The 16,959-nt window shown below is 48.4% G+C and carries 14 protein-coding genes and 2 pseudogenes; 14 read left to right on the forward strand and 2 right to left on the reverse strand.

What is annotated here, in order from left to right; genetic code table 11:
* Window positions 1–11: 11 nt before the first annotated feature.
* The 10 genes from gltX to DW769_RS17295 all read left to right on the forward strand — a co-directional run bounded on the left by gltX (window position 12) and on the right by DW769_RS17295 (window position 11,251).
* Window positions 12–1,463: a glutamate--tRNA ligase gene (gene gltX, locus DW769_RS09665; protein ID WP_022462713.1), complete on the forward strand. Its 1,452-nt coding sequence runs from the start codon at window positions 12–14 to the stop codon at window positions 1,461–1,463.
* On the forward strand, window positions 1,460–3,280 hold the full coding sequence (locus tag DW769_RS09670; protein WP_118750321.1) for an ATP-dependent helicase: 1,821 nt from the start codon (window positions 1,460–1,462) through the stop codon (window positions 3,278–3,280). The genes gltX and DW769_RS09670 overlap by 4 nt, the downstream gene beginning before the upstream one ends.
* A gap of 150 nt (window positions 3,281–3,430) precedes the next feature.
* Window positions 3,431–4,423: a 2-hydroxyacid dehydrogenase gene (locus DW769_RS09675; protein ID WP_022462715.1), complete on the forward strand. Its 993-nt coding sequence runs from the start codon at window positions 3,431–3,433 to the stop codon at window positions 4,421–4,423.
* Between the two features lie 163 nt (window positions 4,424–4,586).
* Entirely contained in the window at window positions 4,587–4,946 is a 360-nt protein-coding gene (locus tag DW769_RS09680; protein ID WP_022462716.1) for a zf-HC2 domain-containing protein, read from the forward strand.
* Window positions 4,943–7,618, forward strand: a complete 2,676-nt coding sequence (polA, locus tag DW769_RS09685; protein ID WP_117802565.1) for a DNA polymerase I — start codon at window positions 4,943–4,945, stop codon at window positions 7,616–7,618. The genes DW769_RS09680 and polA overlap by 4 nt, the downstream gene beginning before the upstream one ends.
* A gap of 34 nt (window positions 7,619–7,652) precedes the next feature.
* Complete coding sequence (coaE, locus tag DW769_RS09690; RefSeq protein WP_117510320.1) at window positions 7,653–8,252, forward strand: dephospho-CoA kinase; 600 nt, start codon at window positions 7,653–7,655, stop codon at window positions 8,250–8,252.
* A complete protein-coding gene (locus DW769_RS09695; protein ID WP_055218850.1) occupies window positions 8,239–9,036 on the forward strand; it encodes an MBL fold metallo-hydrolase in 798 nt (265 codons plus the stop codon). Before coaE ends, DW769_RS09695 begins: the two co-directional genes overlap by 14 nt.
* Before the next feature lie 99 nt (window positions 9,037–9,135).
* Window positions 9,136–9,408 (forward strand): ACT domain-containing protein, encoded by a 273-nt coding sequence (locus DW769_RS09700; protein ID WP_022462719.1) that lies wholly within the window; start codon window positions 9,136–9,138, stop codon window positions 9,406–9,408.
* 18 nt (window positions 9,409–9,426) lie between these two features.
* Window positions 9,427–10,791, forward strand: a complete 1,365-nt coding sequence (locus tag DW769_RS09705; protein ID WP_022462720.1) for a PFL family protein — start codon at window positions 9,427–9,429, stop codon at window positions 10,789–10,791.
* 226 nt (window positions 10,792–11,017) lie between these two features.
* Window positions 11,018–11,251 (forward strand): hypothetical protein, encoded by a 234-nt coding sequence (locus DW769_RS17295; protein ID WP_055267335.1) that lies wholly within the window; start codon window positions 11,018–11,020, stop codon window positions 11,249–11,251.
* Here the strand turns inward: DW769_RS17295 and DW769_RS16880 are convergent.
* Window positions 11,172–11,354, reverse strand: a pseudogene (locus DW769_RS16880) (IS66 family transposase); the annotation flags it as partial. The gene DW769_RS17295 and the pseudogene DW769_RS16880 sit on opposite strands and share 80 nt — an antisense overlap.
* 480 nt (window positions 11,355–11,834) lie before the next feature.
* Between DW769_RS16880 and DW769_RS09720 the strand changes: the two are divergent.
* The 4 genes and pseudogenes from DW769_RS09720 to DW769_RS09735 all read left to right on the forward strand — a co-directional run bounded on the left by DW769_RS09720 (window position 11,835) and on the right by DW769_RS09735 (window position 15,753).
* Entirely contained in the window at window positions 11,835–14,036 is a 2,202-nt protein-coding gene (locus tag DW769_RS09720; RefSeq protein ID WP_118750323.1) for a hybrid sensor histidine kinase/response regulator, read from the forward strand.
* Window positions 14,033–14,757: pseudogene (locus tag DW769_RS17435) on the forward strand (substrate-binding periplasmic protein). Before DW769_RS09720 ends, DW769_RS17435 begins: the two are co-directional and overlap by 4 nt.
* Window positions 14,758–15,014: 257 nt before the next feature.
* Complete coding sequence (locus DW769_RS09730) at window positions 15,015–15,320, forward strand: response regulator (protein ID WP_416388356.1); 306 nt, start codon at window positions 15,015–15,017, stop codon at window positions 15,318–15,320.
* Window positions 15,321–15,441: 121 nt separating this feature from the next.
* Complete coding sequence (locus DW769_RS09735; RefSeq protein WP_147342484.1) at window positions 15,442–15,753, forward strand: hypothetical protein; 312 nt, start codon at window positions 15,442–15,444, stop codon at window positions 15,751–15,753.
* On the opposite strand, the gene DW769_RS09740 is transcribed toward DW769_RS09735, so the two are convergent.
* Window positions 15,696–16,946, reverse strand: a complete 1,251-nt coding sequence (locus DW769_RS09740; protein ID WP_117805083.1) for a tRNA(Met) cytidine acetate ligase — start codon at window positions 16,944–16,946, stop codon at window positions 15,696–15,698. The genes DW769_RS09735 and DW769_RS09740 overlap by 58 nt on opposite strands.
* Between the last annotated feature and the right edge of the window lie 13 nt (window positions 16,947–16,959).

The following is a 16,959-nucleotide window of genomic DNA, read 5'->3' on the forward strand; positions in this document are numbered from 1 at the left end:
AGAAAAGAAAAATGAGCAATGTAAAAACAAGATTTGCACCGAGCCCGACAGGCCGGATGCATGTAGGAAATCTGCGTACTGCCCTGTATGCGTATCTGATCGCAAAACACGATGACGGAACCTTTATGCTCCGTATCGAGGATACCGACCAGGAGCGTTTCCAGGAAGGCGCACTTGATATCATCTACCGTACCTTAAAAGAGACCGGCCTGGTACACGACGAGGGACCGGACAAAGACGGCGGCTGCGGCCCGTACGTACAGAGCGAGCGTAATGCAGCAGGTCTGTACCTGAAATACGCAAAACAGCTGGTAGAGCAGGGTGACGCTTATTACTGCTTCTGTGACGCAGAGCGCCTGAGCCAGTGCAAGCGTAATGTAGGCGGAAAAGAAATCTCGATCTACGACAAACACTGCCTTGGTCTTTCCAAAGAGGAAGTAGAGGCCAATCTGGCAGCCGGCAAACCGTACGTCATCCGTTTCAATATGCCGACCGAAGGAACCACAACCTTCCACGATGAGATCTACGGAGACATCACCGTAAACAACGAGGAGCTGGAAGACCTGATCCTGATCAAATCCGACGGATATCCGACCTACAACTTCGCAAACGTCATCGACGACCATCTGATGGGTGTAACCCACGTTGTCCGCGGTAATGAGTATCTGTCCTCATCCCCGAAATACAACCGTATTTACGAGGCATTCGGCTGGGAAGTTCCGGTTTACGTACACTGTCCGCTGATCACCAACGAGGAGCATCAGAAGCTGTCCAAACGCTGCGGCCATTCTTCTTATGAAGACCTGATCGATCAGGGCTTCTTAAAAGATGCCATTGTCAACTTCGTAGCCCTTCTTGGATGGAGCCCGGAAGGAAACCGCGAGATCTATTCTCTCGAGGAGCTGGTAAAAATCTTCGATTACCACCACATCAGCAAATCTCCGGCCGTTTTCGATATGACAAAACTCCGCTGGATGAACGGCGAGTACATGAAGGCAATGGACGACGAGAAGTTCTATGAGATGGCGCTTCCGTATATCCAGAAGACAATCCACCGTCCGCTCGATTTTAAGAAAATTGCAGCCATGGTAAAAACAAGAATCGAAGTATTCCCGGATATTGCAGACCTCATCGACTTCTTCGAGGAAGTTCCGGAATACGACGCTTCGATGTACACTCACAAAAAGATGAAGACAAACGAGGAGACCTCCCTTGCACTTCTTCAGGAAGTAAAACCGCTGCTGGCAGCGCAGGAAGATTTCAGCAATGATGCTCTCTTTGAGATGCTCAGCGCATTCGGAAAAGAAAAAGGATACAAGACCGGTTATATTATGTGGCCGATCCGTACCGCTCTTTCCGGAAAACAGATGACACCGGCCGGCGCAACGGAAATCCTTGAGGTTCTGGGAAAAGAGGAGTCTCTTGCCCGCATCGACAAAGCGATTGAGAAATTATCCAAATGATATATAATAATTCACAGAAAAAAGCGGTGATGCATACCACCGGCCCCATGATGGTCCTTGCCGGACCGGGGTCGGGGAAAACCGCAGTGATTACGGGGCGGACCTGCCAGCTTGTAACGAGCGGCATTTCCGCCTCTCGTATTCTTGTCGTAACATTTACGCGTGCGGCGGCAAAAGAGATGAAGGAGCGGTATTTGAAGGCGATGGGAAAGACGAGTACCCAGGTCACCTTTGGAACGTTCCACGGGGTATTCTACGCGATTCTGCGCCATACGTATCGCATGTCCGGCAACAATATTTTAAGCGAGGAAGAGAAAAAGCGGCTGATGCGCGAGCTGGTCAACCACTATGCCAGAGACCTGGAGGAAGAGGATCTCGAGGAAAATCTGGCGCGCGAAATCAGCACTGTGAAGAACAATCAGATCCCGCTGGAACATTACTATTCCGCCTGTATGCCGCAGGAAAAATTTCGCGAAATCTATGAGGCGTATGAGAAATGGCGGAAGGAGAACAAAAAACTCGATTTCGACGATCTGATGGTGCAGTGCAAACGTCTCTTTCTGGAGCGGCCGGAGGTCCTTTGCGCCTGGCAGCAGAAATTTCAGTATATCCTGATTGACGAGTTTCAGGACATCAGCCCCGTGCAGTATGAGATTGTGCGGATGCTGGCGCTGCCGGAAAATAACCTCTTTATTGTCGGGGATGACGATCAGTCGATTTATCAGTTCCGCGGGGCCAAGCCGGAGATCATGCTGAATTTTCCGAAAGATTACCCGGGCGCGGCGCAGGTAGTGCTCGATAAAAATTACCGTAGTACGGAATTTATCGTGAAGCGGTCCCAATGCCTGATCCACCACAACAAAAAGCGGTATGAAAAGGCGATTTCCACCGACAACGAGAAAGGCGCTCCGGTTGCAATCCGGGGATATAAGAACCCGCGCGAGGAGATGCGTGCCGTTGCCGAGGAGCTGCGGGAGGCGGAGAAAAACGGCTGTCCGTATGAAGAGATGGCGCTTTTGTTCCGCACGAATCTTGGCTGCCGGACAGCAGTAGAGGAACTGATGGAAGCACAGATCCCGTTCCAGATGCGGGATGCCCTGCCGGATCTCTATGACCACTGGATTGCGAAAGATCTGCTGACGTATCTGAATCTTGCGATGGGAAGCCGGAAGCGCGGCGAGTTTTTAAAGATTGCCAACCGCCCGAACCGTTATCTGTCGCGGGATGCCTTTGAGGAGGCGACTGTTTCGTTCGATGCACTTCTGGAATATTACGAAGAAAAAGACTGGATGTGCCAGCGGATCCGCAAACTGGAGCAGGATATCACGACACTGACGCATTTATCGCCGTTCGGCGCGGTCAATTACATCCGCTATGCGATCGGCTATGAACAGTATGTGAAGGAATATGCTGCATACCGCCATCTGAAAGAGGATGATCTGATTTCCGTTTTGGACGAGCTGCAGGAGGCGGCAAAGACCCAGAAAAGCATCGAGGGCTGGTTTGCACATATTGAGGAATACCAGCAGAAGATGAAGGAAAAACAGAAGCAGCGCGCAGAGAGTGCGGAAGGAGTTATGGTTTCCACCCTGCACAGCGTCAAGGGACTCGAGTACGACAAGGTCTATCTTCTTGACGTCAACGAGGGTGTAATGCCGTATCAGAAAGCAGTCCTTGCGGAGGCGATCGAGGAGGAGCGGCGGATGTTCTACGTCGGAATGACGCGCGCCCGGAAAGAGCTGACGCTCTGTTACGTGGAGGAACGGTTTGAAAAGAAAGTCGAGCCGTCCCGGTTCCTGGACGAGGTGATCCAGTAAATTTGTACTGTTGTGAAAGATGTTGAAAATAAATTTACTAATTGATAAAATTTTAACAAATAATACATTGACAAAGTTTTAACAATGAAGTATAGTAATACCTGTAAGCGGGAACAATAAGATGACCGCAAAGCGAGGAGGAAAAACATTATGAAAATTTTATTTTACGATACCCAGAGCTACGACAGAGAATCTTTCGACCGAACCAAAGAGCAGTTTCCAGAAATTGAAGTGGAATATTTAAAAACCGGCCTTGCTGCAAGAACCGCTTCCCTGGCAAAGGGCTACGATGCCGTGTGCGCCTTCGTAAACTCCGATGTCGGAACAAAAACCGTAGAAGCACTGCATGAGGCAGGCGTCAAGCTGATCCTGATGCGTTGCGCAGGCTTCAACAACGTAGATTTAAAGACAGCTGCAAAATACGGCATTGATGTACGCCGTGTACCGGGTTACTCCCCGGAGGCTGTAGCTGAGCATGCGATGACACTGGCCATGACGGTCAACCGCCACATGCACAAAGCATATACGAAAGTAAGAGAAAACGACTTCAGCCTGGGCGGACTGATGGGATTTAACTTCTATCAGAAGACCGCCGGAATCGTCGGAACCGGAAAAATCGGTGCGGCTATGGCAAGAATCTGCCGCGGTTTCGGCATGAAAGTTATTGCTTACGATGTATACCAGAATGAATCCTTAAAAGATTTTGTTACGTACGTAACTCTTGATGAACTGCTGGCACAGAGTGATCTGATCTCCCTGCACTGCCCGCTGATGGACAGCACATACCACATGATCAACCGCGAGAGCATCAAAAAGATGAAAGACGGCGTGATCCTGGTCAATACGTCCCGCGGAGGTCTGGTAAAGACAGACGACCTGATCGAGGGAATCCGTGCAAGAAAATTCTTCGGCGTCGGCCTTGACGTATACGAGGAGGAAACCCCGAACGTATTCGAGGACCGTTCCGATGAGATTCTGGAGCACTCCACCACAGCACGTCTCCTGTCCTTCCCGAACGTTATGATCACTTCACATCAGGGATTCTTCACCGAGGAAGCACTGCGTGCGATTGCAGAGACCACACTGCAGAATGCACTGGATTTCGAGGCAGGAAAAGAGACCCCGAACATTGTCCGTGCATAATGGAAATCCACTAGAAAACAGTTATCTTATAAGAGAACAAGAGACAACCCATTTTCGGCGGGTTGTCTCTTTTAAATTATGAGAAAATAGTGTATGATGGTAGATAGCAGAAAAAATGGCCAGAGGAAAACACTGGCCGGATACAAAAGGAGAGCAGGATTTTATGGACTGTAAAGAAGCAGAAAAATTAATACAGCCATACGTGCAGGGAAATATGCCGGAGAAAGAGATGGAACCGTTTATTTCCCATATCCGGAAATGCCATACATGCCACGAGGAACTGGAGACATATTTTATTGTGAACCGTGCGATGGCATATTTCGAGGATGACGCGCCCGATTCCTACAATCTGACAGGACTTCTGGAACGCGATCTGGAGAAAAAAGAGGAAGAAGCGAGACACCGCCGGTACAAAGATACGTTTTTCCGGGTGCTGATGCTGATTCTCGTTCTGTTTCTGGTGCTCCTGGCTCTGCACTATTTTGAAGTGATAGAATTACCCTGGCTGAAAGGATTATTATGAGTGATAAAATCGTATTACTGGACGGACACAGTATTCTGAACCGGGCTTTTTACGGCGTACCGGATCTGTCCAATGCAGAAGGACTGCACACGAACGCCGTATATGGATTCCTGAATATTCTGTTTAAAATTCTCGATGAGGAGCAGCCGCAGTATCTTGCCGTGGCGTTTGACCTCCATGCACCGACATTCCGTCACAAAATGTATGACCAGTACAAGGGAACGAGAAAGCCGATGCCGCAGGAATTGCGCGAACAGGTCCCGGTGATCCAGGAAGTGCTCGCAGCAATGGACATTGAGATTGTCACAAAAGAGGGCTATGAGGCGGATGATATCTTAGGAACGCTCGGCCGCAAATGCGAGGCGGAAGGGATGGAAGTTACGATCGTATCCGGAGACCGCGACCTGCTGCAGCTTGCAACGGACCACATTCTGATCCGGATTCCAAAGACCGTAAAGCGTGTGACGACGATTGAAAATTACCACACGGCAGAGGTGCTGGAAAAATACAGTCTTCTCCCGAAACAGATCATCGATCTGAAAGCGCTGATGGGCGATACCGCAGACAATATCCCGGGTCTGCCGGGTGTCGGCGAGAAAACCGCGACGAAAATCCTGCTGCAGTACGAGACACTGGAAAATGCGCATGCACATTTCGAGGAGATCAAACCGAACAAGGCAAAAGAAGCGATGCGTGATCATTATGATCTGGCGGAATTAAGCAAAAAACTTGCAACGATTGATACCGATGCGCCGGTGGAGCTCGACCGTGAAAAAGCGGCACTCTCGAATTTTTATACACCAAAAGCGTATGAGATGTTCAAACGTCTGGAGTTTAAGAACCTGCTGGGCCGCTTCGAGGAGACGAATGCAGAACCAGAGGATGCCGTCTTTCTGCGCACCGTAACGGATTTTTCCGAGGCGGAAGAACTCTTTGAAACCATCGCGAAGGAGGAGAAGGCAGGAGCCGCTCTTCTGACAGAAGAAACCCCGAAGGACGGACCGATGGCAGATCGGAGCCGTTCACTTGTCGGTATGGCAGTTGCGTATGGAAGCGGAGAGCCGGATGTTGTTTACTTCCCAGCAGAAGGTTTCCTGACCGGAGATTATTTAAAAGAAAAATTGACTGAGCTGCAGAAGCAGATTTCGGTTTTCTGCGTCATGGACGGAAAAGAATTTCTGAAGGATATGCCGGACGCCGATGAAGCCCATCTGTTTGATGCCGGAATTGCCGCGTATTTATTAAATCCATTGAAATCACAGTATTCGTACGATGATATCGTAAAAGAGTACGTACACCGCTATGTGCCGGCAGTGGAAGAGATCTTCGGCGGAAGCAAGATTCCGGCCGCAGGAAAGATGACGCCGGAACAGCAGGAGTCGTATGCAGGTTATCAGGCGTATGCTGTATTTGCCGCACAGGAAAACATGGAAAAGCTGCTGAAGGAGCAGGGCATGTGGGATCTGTACCGGAATGTGGAGATTCCGCTGGTGTTTACGCTCCGTCAGATGGAAGCGGATGGAATCGCCGCAGAAAAAGAAGCACTTTCCGTTTACGGAGCTGAGCTGGCGGAGCGGATCAGAGAGCTGGAGGCACAGATCTACGAGGAGGCCGGCGAGGAGTTCAACATCAATTCCCCGAAGCAGCTCGGCGTGATTCTGTTTGAAAAGCTGCAGCTTCCGGGCGGCAAAAAGACCAAGACGGGTTATTCCACCGCCGCCGATGTGCTCGAAAAGCTCGCACCGGATCACAAACTCGTTGCCGATATTCTGGAGTACCGCCAGCTTGCCAAACTGAAATCGACGTACGCCGACGGTCTGCAGGCCGTGATCGGGAAAGATGGAAGAATCCATTCGACATTTAACCAGACAATTACCGCGACCGGCCGCATCAGCAGTACTGATCCGAATCTGCAGAACATTCCGGTGCGGATGGAGCTTGGCCGTCTGATCCGGAAAGCCTTCGTGCCAAAGCCTGGCTGTGTCTTTCTGGATGCCGACTATTCCCAGATTGAGCTCCGCGTGCTGGCCCATATGTCGGGCGATGAAAACCTGATCGAGGCGTACCGCGAGGCGGAGGATATCCACCGCATGACGGCATCGAAAGTGTTCCATGTGCCGCTTGAAGAGGTAACACCGCTGCAGAGAAGAAATGCGAAGGCGGTCAACTTCGGTATCGTATACGGCATCAGTTCGTTCGGTCTGGGCCAGGATCTCGGCATCAGCCGGAAAGAGGCAGAGGCCTATATCCAGCAGTATTTCGAGACGTATCCGGGTATTCATGAGTTTTTGAACCGCTGCGTAGAGGATGCCAAAGAGAAAGGCTATTCCGTGACGATGTTCGGACGCAGACGGCCGATGCCGGAGCTGAAATCGAGCAACTTTATGCAGCGGTCATTCGGCGAGCGCGTTGCGATGAATGCGCCGATCCAGGGAACGGCGGCGGATATTATTAAAATAGCGATGATCCGCGTGGCGAAACGGCTGAAAGAGGAGCAGTTAAAGACCAGACTTCTTCTTCAGGTACACGATGAGCTGCTGCTGGAAGTGCCGGAAGACGAGCTCGAAAAGGCAGAACAGATCCTGGAAGAGGAGATGACCGGGGCAGCACATCTGGCTGTCAAACTCGAGATCGATATGCACACAGGAAACAACTGGTACGAGGCGAAATAGTGCACTCATACCAGGAGCGAAAGGATACAAAAGAATGAAAGTTTTTGGAATTACAGGCGGCGTGGGCGCCGGAAAAAGCGAAGTGCTCACGTACCTTGGACAGAATTATGATGCAACGGTGATCCAGGCGGACGAGGCAGGTTACCTTGTGATGCTGCCGGGCGGCGAATGCTATGGAGAGATTGTGAAGCTGTTCGGCAGACAGATCACCACAGAGACCGGCGAACTTGACCGGAAACGGATTGCTGAGATCGTTTTTCAGGACGAAGAAAAGTTAAAAGCCCTGAATGCGATCGTTCATCCGGCGGTAAAACGGTATATCAAAAAAGCCATTGCAGCCGCGGAAAAAGCAGGGACGGAATACGTCTTTGTGGAGGCCGCACTCTTAATCGAAGAAAAATATGATGAAATTTGTGATGAACTGTGGTATATTTATGCGGATGAAGAAGTCCGGAAGGAGCGATTGATCGAAGGACGCGGCTATTCCGAGAAGAAAGTTCGCGAAATCATGGCAAATCAGCTTTCCGAGGATGAATTCAGCAGCCACTGCGATTTTGAAATCGACAACAGCGGCGATTTTGAGGAAACAAAAAAACAGTTAGACCATAGGATGAAAAAATATGAAACTTTGTAGTATTGCAAGTGGTTCGAGCGGAAACTGCATTTTCGCGGGAAGCGAGACCACAAGCCTTCTGATCGATGCGGGCATCAGCGGAAAGCGCGTGGAGGCGGGACTGGCTGTTCTCGACCGCAGCGCGAAGGAGCTGGACGGCATTCTCGTGACACATGAGCATTCCGATCATATCCAGGGCCTTGGCGTGCTGGCGCGCCGGTATGGTATTCCGATTTACGCAACGGATGGAACAATTCAGGCGATGCAGCAGACGAAGAGCCTTGGAAAGTTTCCGGAGGGGATTTTTCACACGATTCACGCGGATGACACGTTTACACTGGGAGACATCGCCGTACATCCGTTTACGATCTCCCACGATGCGGCAGAGCCGGTCGGCTACCGCATGGAATCCGGCGGGAAATCGATTGCGATTGCGACGGATCTTGGCGTTTACAGCGATTACACGGTTCAGAATCTGACCGGGCTGGATGCCGTTTTGCTAGAGGCAAATCACGACGAGAACATGCTTGCGGTCGGACCGTACCCGTATCCGTTAAAACAGCGGATCGCCGGGGCGAAAGGCCATTTATCGAACCTGGCGGCAGGCCATCTCCTCTGCGAGATTCTGCACGACAATCTGCAGGAAGTGCTGCTCGGCCATCTGAGCAAGGAAAATAATTATGAGGCACTGGCCTTTGAAACCGTGGCCTGCGAGGTCACAACGGGTGATAATCCGTATCACTCGGGTGATTTTCATCTCGCTGTCGCTAAAAGAAGCGAAGTATCACCGTTAATTGAGGTTTAAATATACATTTTTAGAGCTACATACCATGTTTTTCGCAAGGCCGCCATTACCGGTTTTTCCGGGGCTTTGACATAAAACCAGAAAAAGGAGAATGGAAACATGAAGAAGACAATTATCACTGTCGTAGGCAAGGACACCGTGGGCATTATCGCAAAGGTATGTAATTATCTGGCAGAGAACCAGGTAAACATCGAAGACATTTCTCAGACGATTGTGCAGGGATATTTCAACATGATGATGGTAACGGACGTCTCCAAGAGCGAGAAATCCAACGCAGAGCTTGCAAAAGATCTGGAGGAGCTTGGAAGTTCCATCGGCGTTGTCATCCGCTGCCAGCATGAAGATATTTTCAATATGATGCACCGTATCTAAAGCGAAGGAGAAAACGACATGATAAATCTGTTTGAAGTAAAGGAAACGAACGAGATGATCGAAAAAGAGAATCTGGACGTTCGTACCATTACCCTTGGAATCAGTCTTATGGACTGTATCGACTCCAATCTTGACAAGCTGAACCGCAAAATCTACGACAAAATCACGACGACTGCCAGAAATCTGGTTTCCGTAGGTGAGGAGATCGAGGGCGAGTTCGGTATTCCGATTGTAAACAAGAGAATTTCCGTTACCCCGATTGCCTTAGTCGGCGCAGCAGCCTGCAGAACGCCGGAGGATTTCGTGACGATTGCACAGACTCTGGACCGTGCGGCAAAAGAAGTCGGCGTCAATTTCCTCGGCGGCTATTCCGCTCTGGTAAGCAAAGGTATGACGACAGCAGATGAGCTTCTGATCCGTTCTATCCCGAAGGCACTGGCTGTGACGGATTTTGTCTGCAGCTCCATCAACCTTGGCTCCACTAAAACCGGTATCAACATGGATGCTGTCAAACTGATGGGTGAGATCATCAAGAAGACGGCGGAGGCAAGCAAAGAGAACAACTGCCTTGGATGCGCAAAACTCGTTGTTTTCTGCAATGCACCGGACGACAACCCGTTCATGGCAGGCGCTTTCCACGGCGTAACCGAGGCGGATGCCATCATCAATGTCGGCGTTTCCGGCCCTGGTGTTGTCAAACATGCTCTGGAAAAAGTACGCGGCGAGAACTTTGAGGTACTCTGCGAGACGATCAAGAAGACGGCGTTTAAGGTAACGCGTGTCGGACAGCTCGTTGCACAGGAGGCTTCGAAACGGCTGAACATTCCGTTTGGTATCATTGACCTTTCCCTGGCACCGACTCCGGCGATCGGAGATTCCGTTGCGGATATCCTTGAGGAGATCGGCCTCGAGCACGCAGGTGCACCGGGAACGACAGCGGCGCTGGCGCTTCTGAACGATCAGGTGAAAAAGGGCGGTGTTATGGCATCTTCCTATGTCGGCGGTCTCTCCGGCGCATTCATCCCGGTTTCTGAGGATCAGGGTATGATCAACGCAGTCAACGACGGCGCACTGACCATTGAAAAACTCGAGGCAATGACCTGTGTCTGCTCCGTAGGTCTTGATATGATCGCCATCCCGGGAGACACGAAAGCATCGACCATCTCCGGAATCATCGCAGATGAGCTTGCCATCGGTATGGTCAACCAGAAAACAACGGCAGTCCGCCTGATCCCGGTCATCGGAAAAGGCGTGGGCGAGACCGTAGAATTCGGCGGCCTCCTCGGCTATGCACCGATCATGCCGGTCAACAACTTCTCCTGCGAGGCATTCGTCAACAGAACAGGAAGAATCCCGGCACCGATTCATTCGTTTAAAAACTAAAGAGAAAGCTGAAAAGCCGGCAGTGATCCTGAATGGAAAGGATCGCTGCCGGCTTTTTTACCATCTGCGCAAATAAAAATAGTAATTTTAAGGAATGTATAGTATGATATATTACATACTGATAATTTTACTTGCAACCCATAAAAAGTGTAAGAAAAAATGAATTATTACGGGGAACTTCAGCGATAGCAGCCGTTGTTCTAGCAATACCTCTGCGGATGTGCATGTGAAGGCCGCCATAGAAAACACAAAGTATTATTTGAACAAAAACGGCAAAATGCAGACTGGCTGGCAGAAGATCGGTGGAAAATGGTATTACATGGATAAGAACGGAGCGCTGCAGGAATCTAAATGGATCAGCGGAATTTATTATGTAAAAGTCGATGGGCAGTCCGTTCGTCTGATGAAAGACCGGAAAGCTTTCCTTCCTCCCGGTAAATCGCACGGATCGGGTTCATGATGAGGTACAAAACAGACTGTTTCCTCAGATCTTTCGGTATGACCTCCAGTGCCTCATGGAACTTGCGCCTGTAATGTACCCAGCACCCTGCGATCTTCAGATCTCCAAAATATGATGTTCCTCAACTTCGACTTTTCAGGCACAAAGCGGTAACATCTTGATATGGCATCTGGAAGCTGTTTTCATTCTTTTTGCCGATCTGTTTTTTCTTTTTGGCTGCTCTTATTGGACAGCACGATCTGTTCCATCATCAGCTGCATCTTATCATTGCGGGTCTGTGTCTGTTTTGTCAGTTCCTCCATCTGATCCTGAAGACAGAGAAACAGAAGAAAATATATCTGCCGAAAGTCCATTTCCGTTTTTGATACACATCACTGGAACTTCGGGCACAGTTGCTGTTCTTTTTTTGCCTTTTAACGCTAAAAGGTAATGTTTTTCTTGTGTGCAGTAAAGTGTTAGAGTATAATAAAACCAGTTTTTTTTGCATAAGTTTAGGCGGAGAATCCTGCCGTAGCAGGATCCTTTCTTACGGTGTTATTTCACAGACGTAACCATAATAGTTTTACTGCAGGGGGGATAGAAAATGAAAACAAAAGAGATTCAGGAACTCTATCAAATAAAATTACATAGTATGGACACGATCCTGCATCAGATATCGCTTATGGATCAGGTGGAAAATGAGCAGGAGCTGTCAGAAATTATTCACTCTTTGTTGCAGGCGATTGGAAACTATACAGGGGCAGACCGGGTATATGTTTTTGACTGGGAAACTGATCAGAAGGACAGTCTGAGCAATGCATTTGAATGGTGTGCCGATGGAGTGGCACCAGAGATAGATAACCTTCAGGCAATCCCGGTCAGTTCGATGCCGAACTGGGTGAAACGATTTGAAAACAAGGAAGTAATCGTGATTCATGATCTGGAAGCGACAAAAAATTCTGAACCGGAAGAATATGAATTGTTAAAAACACAGGAAATATGTTCCTTGATTGCGGTGCCGATTTATGCCAATCATCAGATGAATGGATTCATCGGGGTAGATAATCCTGATTTGAGGCAGAATGAGATTTCCATTACACTGCTGTCTGATGTTGGCGGACATCTTGGATGTGTGAGGGAAAATCTGAAAAGTACGGTACTGTTGAAAAAGGCTCTTGATGAGGCGACAAAGAGGTCAGAGATTATTGCCGCAATTGCTACGTTGTATGTAACAATCGTACAAGCCAATGTTAAAGAGCGGACATATGAGCTTTTGAAAGGCCATGACCTTGTGCAAAAAATCCTTAGACAAAAGGGGAAAATTGATGATGTTATGGAAAGACTTCCAACAGCATTTGCCGCCCAGGAAGAGAGAAAAAAATACCGGGAGTTTCTTGACTTTGATACATTGACAGAGAGACTTCGTAATACGAATTTTGTTTCGATTGAATTTATGGGAGTAAACGGAGAATGGCGGCTGGCCAGATTTATTGTAAAGAGCAGAGATGCACATGGAAACGCTGTGGATGTGCTTTATGTCGTACGAGATATTACGGAAGAAAAATCACGGGAACTCATGTATCAGAAACAGCTTAAGGAAAGCATGGAAGATGCTCATCGCGCGAATCTTTCAAAAACAGCCTTTCTCCGGCGTATGAGCCACGATATCCGTACACCGCTAAACGGAATCGTGGGGATGATCCATATCGCTGAAAAATATAACAATGATGTGGTCAAGTTAAGGGAATGCAGGAAGAAGGTACTTCAGTCCGCCGATTATCTGCAAAATCTGATCAACAATGTCCTGGATATCAGCAAACTGGAATCCGGTTCCCTTGTGTTGGAACATAAATCCTTTGATCTGGCAGAACTGTTAAGGAATAATCTGACGGTTGTTGCAATGAGTGCTTATGAGAATGGTGTAAGATTTGAAGGCGGCGTGGAAGCAAGCACAATCCGCCACAGATATTTGATTGGAAGTCCGGTACATCTGAGCAGGGTTTTAATGAATCTTTCTTCCAACGCGATTAAATACAATCATTTTCATGGAACAGTGAATGTTCATTGCGAAGAATTATCGGATGATGGGAATATAGCTGTTTTTCAGTTTGTATGTTCAGATACCGGTCTTGGTATGAGTGAAGAATTTCAAAAACATGCGTTTGATGCTTTTGCGCAGGAAGGCAAACAGTCAACTACAACATTCAGTGGCTCCGGTCTGGGACTTTCGATTGTCAAAGATATTGTTGAACGGATGGGTGGAACGATAGAACTGGAAAGCGAAGAAAATGTAGGAAGCACGTTTACGGTTACGGTTCCATTTGAAATAGATTATTTGGCTGAAAATAATGATTCACAGAAGGACAGCTACTCACAGGACAGGGATCTGTCAGGAAAACGGGTGCTTCTTGTTGAAGATAATGTCATTAATATGGAGATAGCCCATGCAATCCTGGAGGAGGAGCATCTGAACATTACAGAAGCGAAAAACGGAAAAGAGGCATTTGAAATATTTCAGAATTCCAGGTTGGATGAGTATGATGTCATCATCATGGATGTGATGATGCCGGTCATGGATGGGCTGGAAGCAACAAAAGCAATTCGTATGCTGGAACGTGAAGATGCCAAAAAGATTCCAATCATTGCCATGACGGCAAATGCTTTTGAGGAAGATCGGAAAGCATGTCTGGAGGCCGGGATGAATGAACATATTGGAAAGCCGATTGATATTCCGCAATTAAAAAGAGCGATCACAAAACTGCTGACAAAAAGGGGTAGTAAACGCAAAAACATAATCATTCATTGAAATTAAGAAGAACTATAGTAATTGGAATTTTAGCAGTCACCGTGGCAGGGTGCAAAAACACAGATAACACGAAAGAAGAAACCGAAAAGCCTGTTATTACTCTCGGCTGCGACAGCTATCCACCATACAATTATCTGAATGAGGATGGTGTACCGACAGGAATTGATGTAGAACTGGCTACGGAAGCATTCAAAAGAATGGGATAACAGGTGAAGGTTGTCCAGATCAACTGGGAGGAGAAAAAAGAACTGGTGGAGAGCGGCGAGATTGATTGTATCATGGGCTGTTTTTTCTATGGAAGGACGTCTTGACGATTACCGCTGTCCAGTCCACAACCAAACCGAAAAGCATCTTTCTGAACCGGACGGATGAGAGGATCCCAAAGCTGGGAAATCTGATCATCCTGGGACACCGGGAGCTGATCTATACGTTTCTGGGAAAAGGATATGTAGATGCGGTTGCTGCACACGAGGAATCTATCGTTCAGTATAGGAAGGATTATGATGCAAGCTGCCGTATCCTGGAAGAGCCTCTGATGATCACCGGAATAGGCGTTGCTTTTGCAAAAGAGGATGACAGGGGAATCTGTGAGCAGATGGGCCAGACACAGGAAGAGATGCGTCTGGATGGCACATCCCTGAAAATCATTGAAAAATACCTGGATGATCCCCAGAAGTATCTGGAGGTGGAGAAAAACGGATCCAGCTGCTCGGCGGTCTGATAGGAATCTGTGTAGCTGTAGTCTCTCTGTTTTATTTCTTCCACGCAGAAAAAGCAGAAGCAGAGAAAAGAATGGTGGAGATTGTAAACTATGTGAAAGTGCAGTGTTCCACTACACCCATTATAATGAATCTTCGGAATCCAAAAGTCTCCTCCGTGCCATTGAAAGTGCCAGACAAATGAGTACAAATATTAAAATGGAAACAGAAAACGGCGGGCAGCTAAGAGAGGATTTCCTGAAAGAAAAAAGGTGCCGACGTGACAAAAACATGGGATGGTCAGGAAGCTGTTGAACTGTTCAGAAATAGTGAACCTGGTGAATTTGATGTCATTCTTATGGACATTATGATGCCGGTCATGAATGGTTATGAAGCTACAAAGATGATTAGGTCTCTGGACAGAGAGGATGCAAAGAAAATACCGATCATTGCAATGACAGCAAATGCGTTCACGGAGGACAGAATAAGGGAAAAAGAAGCAGGGATGAATGAACATGTTGCTAAGCCTGTTGATGTGGAATTACTGATGAAAGTAATTTATAGCGGGAGTGCTATGAAGCATTAATAGTACATGAGAAAACAAGGAGGAATTCAGTTGTTGGAGAAAGCGGTTCAGGCTGCAATATATGAAAAAGCTCTTAAAAATCATTATATAGAAATCCTGTACATTGATTTTGAAGATACTCATGCGTTATGCATCTGGCAATATAGATGATCTTAATCGGATAAAACAGCAGATGACGATGGAAGCAATCACGCAGGGAACAGCAGAACACATCATGCATCATGTTATGATCAATTTTATACTGAATGGTGAGATGCGTTTCATGCAGTTTGACTTTACAAGAGAAAGTGCAGATACAAAAAATGTTTTCCTGTTTGTGGAGGACTATACAGTTCCACAGCAGCAGATGATGCTGCTGCTGGAAAAAAGCTGGTTCTATAACAGAACCAGCTTTTTTGTGTATTCATGGACGAACTGTGTCCCTGTTTTGTGAGAACGGACAGTCTCGTAAAAAAGAGAGGCCTGTATATCGCTCTCAAAGGCGGCAAGTGCATCGCCGGTAAGAAGCCGCGGGGCGTCGGCTGCCTTGGCAATGAGCGGCAGAGAAGAACGTCTTCTAATCTCTTTTAACAATGCACCGGCACTTTTTCGGAAACCGAGAACACGGTTATAGCCGGCCGGGTACAATGTTTTCTGGTTCAGAAGCAGATGCATCAGGGCACGGCTGATGCGGGTGTAGGTCATCTCTTTTGTTTTGAGCTGCAGGGCGAACTCCGAGAATGAGGAGCATGCGTGGCGCTGGCGGAGGATGCGGTTGGCAAGATCCGGCGAAAGATCAAGATAAGAGGAAAGGGATTCCTTCGTTTCTGTGAGGAGCCGCGCGGCGAGGAGCAGGCTGAAATCATCGCTGGAAAGCAGGCCGTGTGCGGTGACGGCGTCCTGGAAAGCGGGATAGACTGCTTCCGGCATGCAGGAGGCGAGCGCGGACAGTTCCGGATCCTTATGCGGATTGGAAAAAAGAAGATTCCGCATTGCTGTAGCAGAAGGGAGTGCCTGTGTGAAAAGCGCTCCTTCGTGGTAGCCGCTGCCCTCCCGGCGGATCGTTACCGGCCGAATGCGGCTTTGTGACAGCAGAAGTGCCTGGACATATTCAATGCCTAAAATATTGTTTGGTTCTTTTAAAAAGGTATCAAGTTCTTCTTTTGAAAGCGAAGAGAAGGAAGCGCTGTCAGAAAAATAAGCGGAAAGTGCCTGTGCGCGCGCCGTCGGGAAGGAAAGTCCGTTCCGAAGCAGACCGGAGAGCAGCTCGCGGTATTCCTCCGGCTCGTGGAGCAGAACATCAGCGAGTTCCAGAAACGGCGCCGTGTCTCCATATTCACTGCCAAAGCAGAGAAAATCGACGCAGCCAAGCGCAGTAAGAAGCGATACCGCCCCGCGTGCGAAATGCTGTGCACTGCCGAGTGCAAAGTGACACGGAAGCTGTAAGATAAGGTCCGCGCCGCCAAGAAGCGCCAGCTCCGCACGGTCATGTTGGTCAAGAATCGCAGGTGCGCCGCGCTGGACGAAATCGCCGCTCATAATCACGACAAGATAGTCCGCCCCGGTCAGTTCCCTGGCTTTTGCCAGCTGATAAGCATGGCCGTTATGAAAAGGATTATATTCTGCAATGACTGCGGTAATGGTCATAAAACGTACCTTC

It is taken from the genome of Blautia sp. AM29-29, assembly GCF_003480555.1.
In the GTDB taxonomy this organism is placed as follows: Bacteria; Bacillota; Clostridia; order Lachnospirales; family Lachnospiraceae; genus Fusicatenibacter; species Fusicatenibacter saccharivorans.

Excerpts from the sequence above, each read along its gene's own strand:
- gltX (WP_022462713.1), top strand. The coding sequence starts at position 12 with ATGAGCAATGTAAAAACAAGATTTGCACCGAGCCCGACAGGCCGGATG.
- DW769_RS09670 (WP_118750321.1), top strand. The coding sequence starts at position 1,460 with ATGATATATAATAATTCACAGAAAAAAGCGGTGATGCATACCACCGGC.
- DW769_RS09675 (WP_022462715.1), top strand. The coding sequence starts at position 3,431 with ATGAAAATTTTATTTTACGATACCCAGAGCTACGACAGAGAATCTTTC.
- DW769_RS09680 (WP_022462716.1), top strand. The coding sequence starts at position 4,587 with ATGGACTGTAAAGAAGCAGAAAAATTAATACAGCCATACGTGCAGGGA.
- polA (WP_117802565.1), top strand. The coding sequence starts at position 4,943 with ATGAGTGATAAAATCGTATTACTGGACGGACACAGTATTCTGAACCGG.
- coaE (WP_117510320.1), top strand. The coding sequence starts at position 7,653 with ATGAAAGTTTTTGGAATTACAGGCGGCGTGGGCGCCGGAAAAAGCGAA.
- DW769_RS09695 (WP_055218850.1), top strand. The coding sequence starts at position 8,239 with ATGAAACTTTGTAGTATTGCAAGTGGTTCGAGCGGAAACTGCATTTTC.
- DW769_RS09700 (WP_022462719.1), top strand. The coding sequence starts at position 9,136 with ATGAAGAAGACAATTATCACTGTCGTAGGCAAGGACACCGTGGGCATT.
- DW769_RS09705 (WP_022462720.1), top strand. The coding sequence starts at position 9,427 with ATGATAAATCTGTTTGAAGTAAAGGAAACGAACGAGATGATCGAAAAA.
- DW769_RS09720 (WP_118750323.1), top strand. The coding sequence starts at position 11,835 with ATGAAAACAAAAGAGATTCAGGAACTCTATCAAATAAAATTACATAGT.
- DW769_RS09735 (WP_147342484.1), top strand. The coding sequence starts at position 15,442 with ATGCGTTATGCATCTGGCAATATAGATGATCTTAATCGGATAAAACAG.
- DW769_RS09740 (WP_117805083.1), bottom strand. The coding sequence starts at position 16,946 with ATGACCATTACCGCAGTCATTGCAGAATATAATCCTTTTCATAACGGC.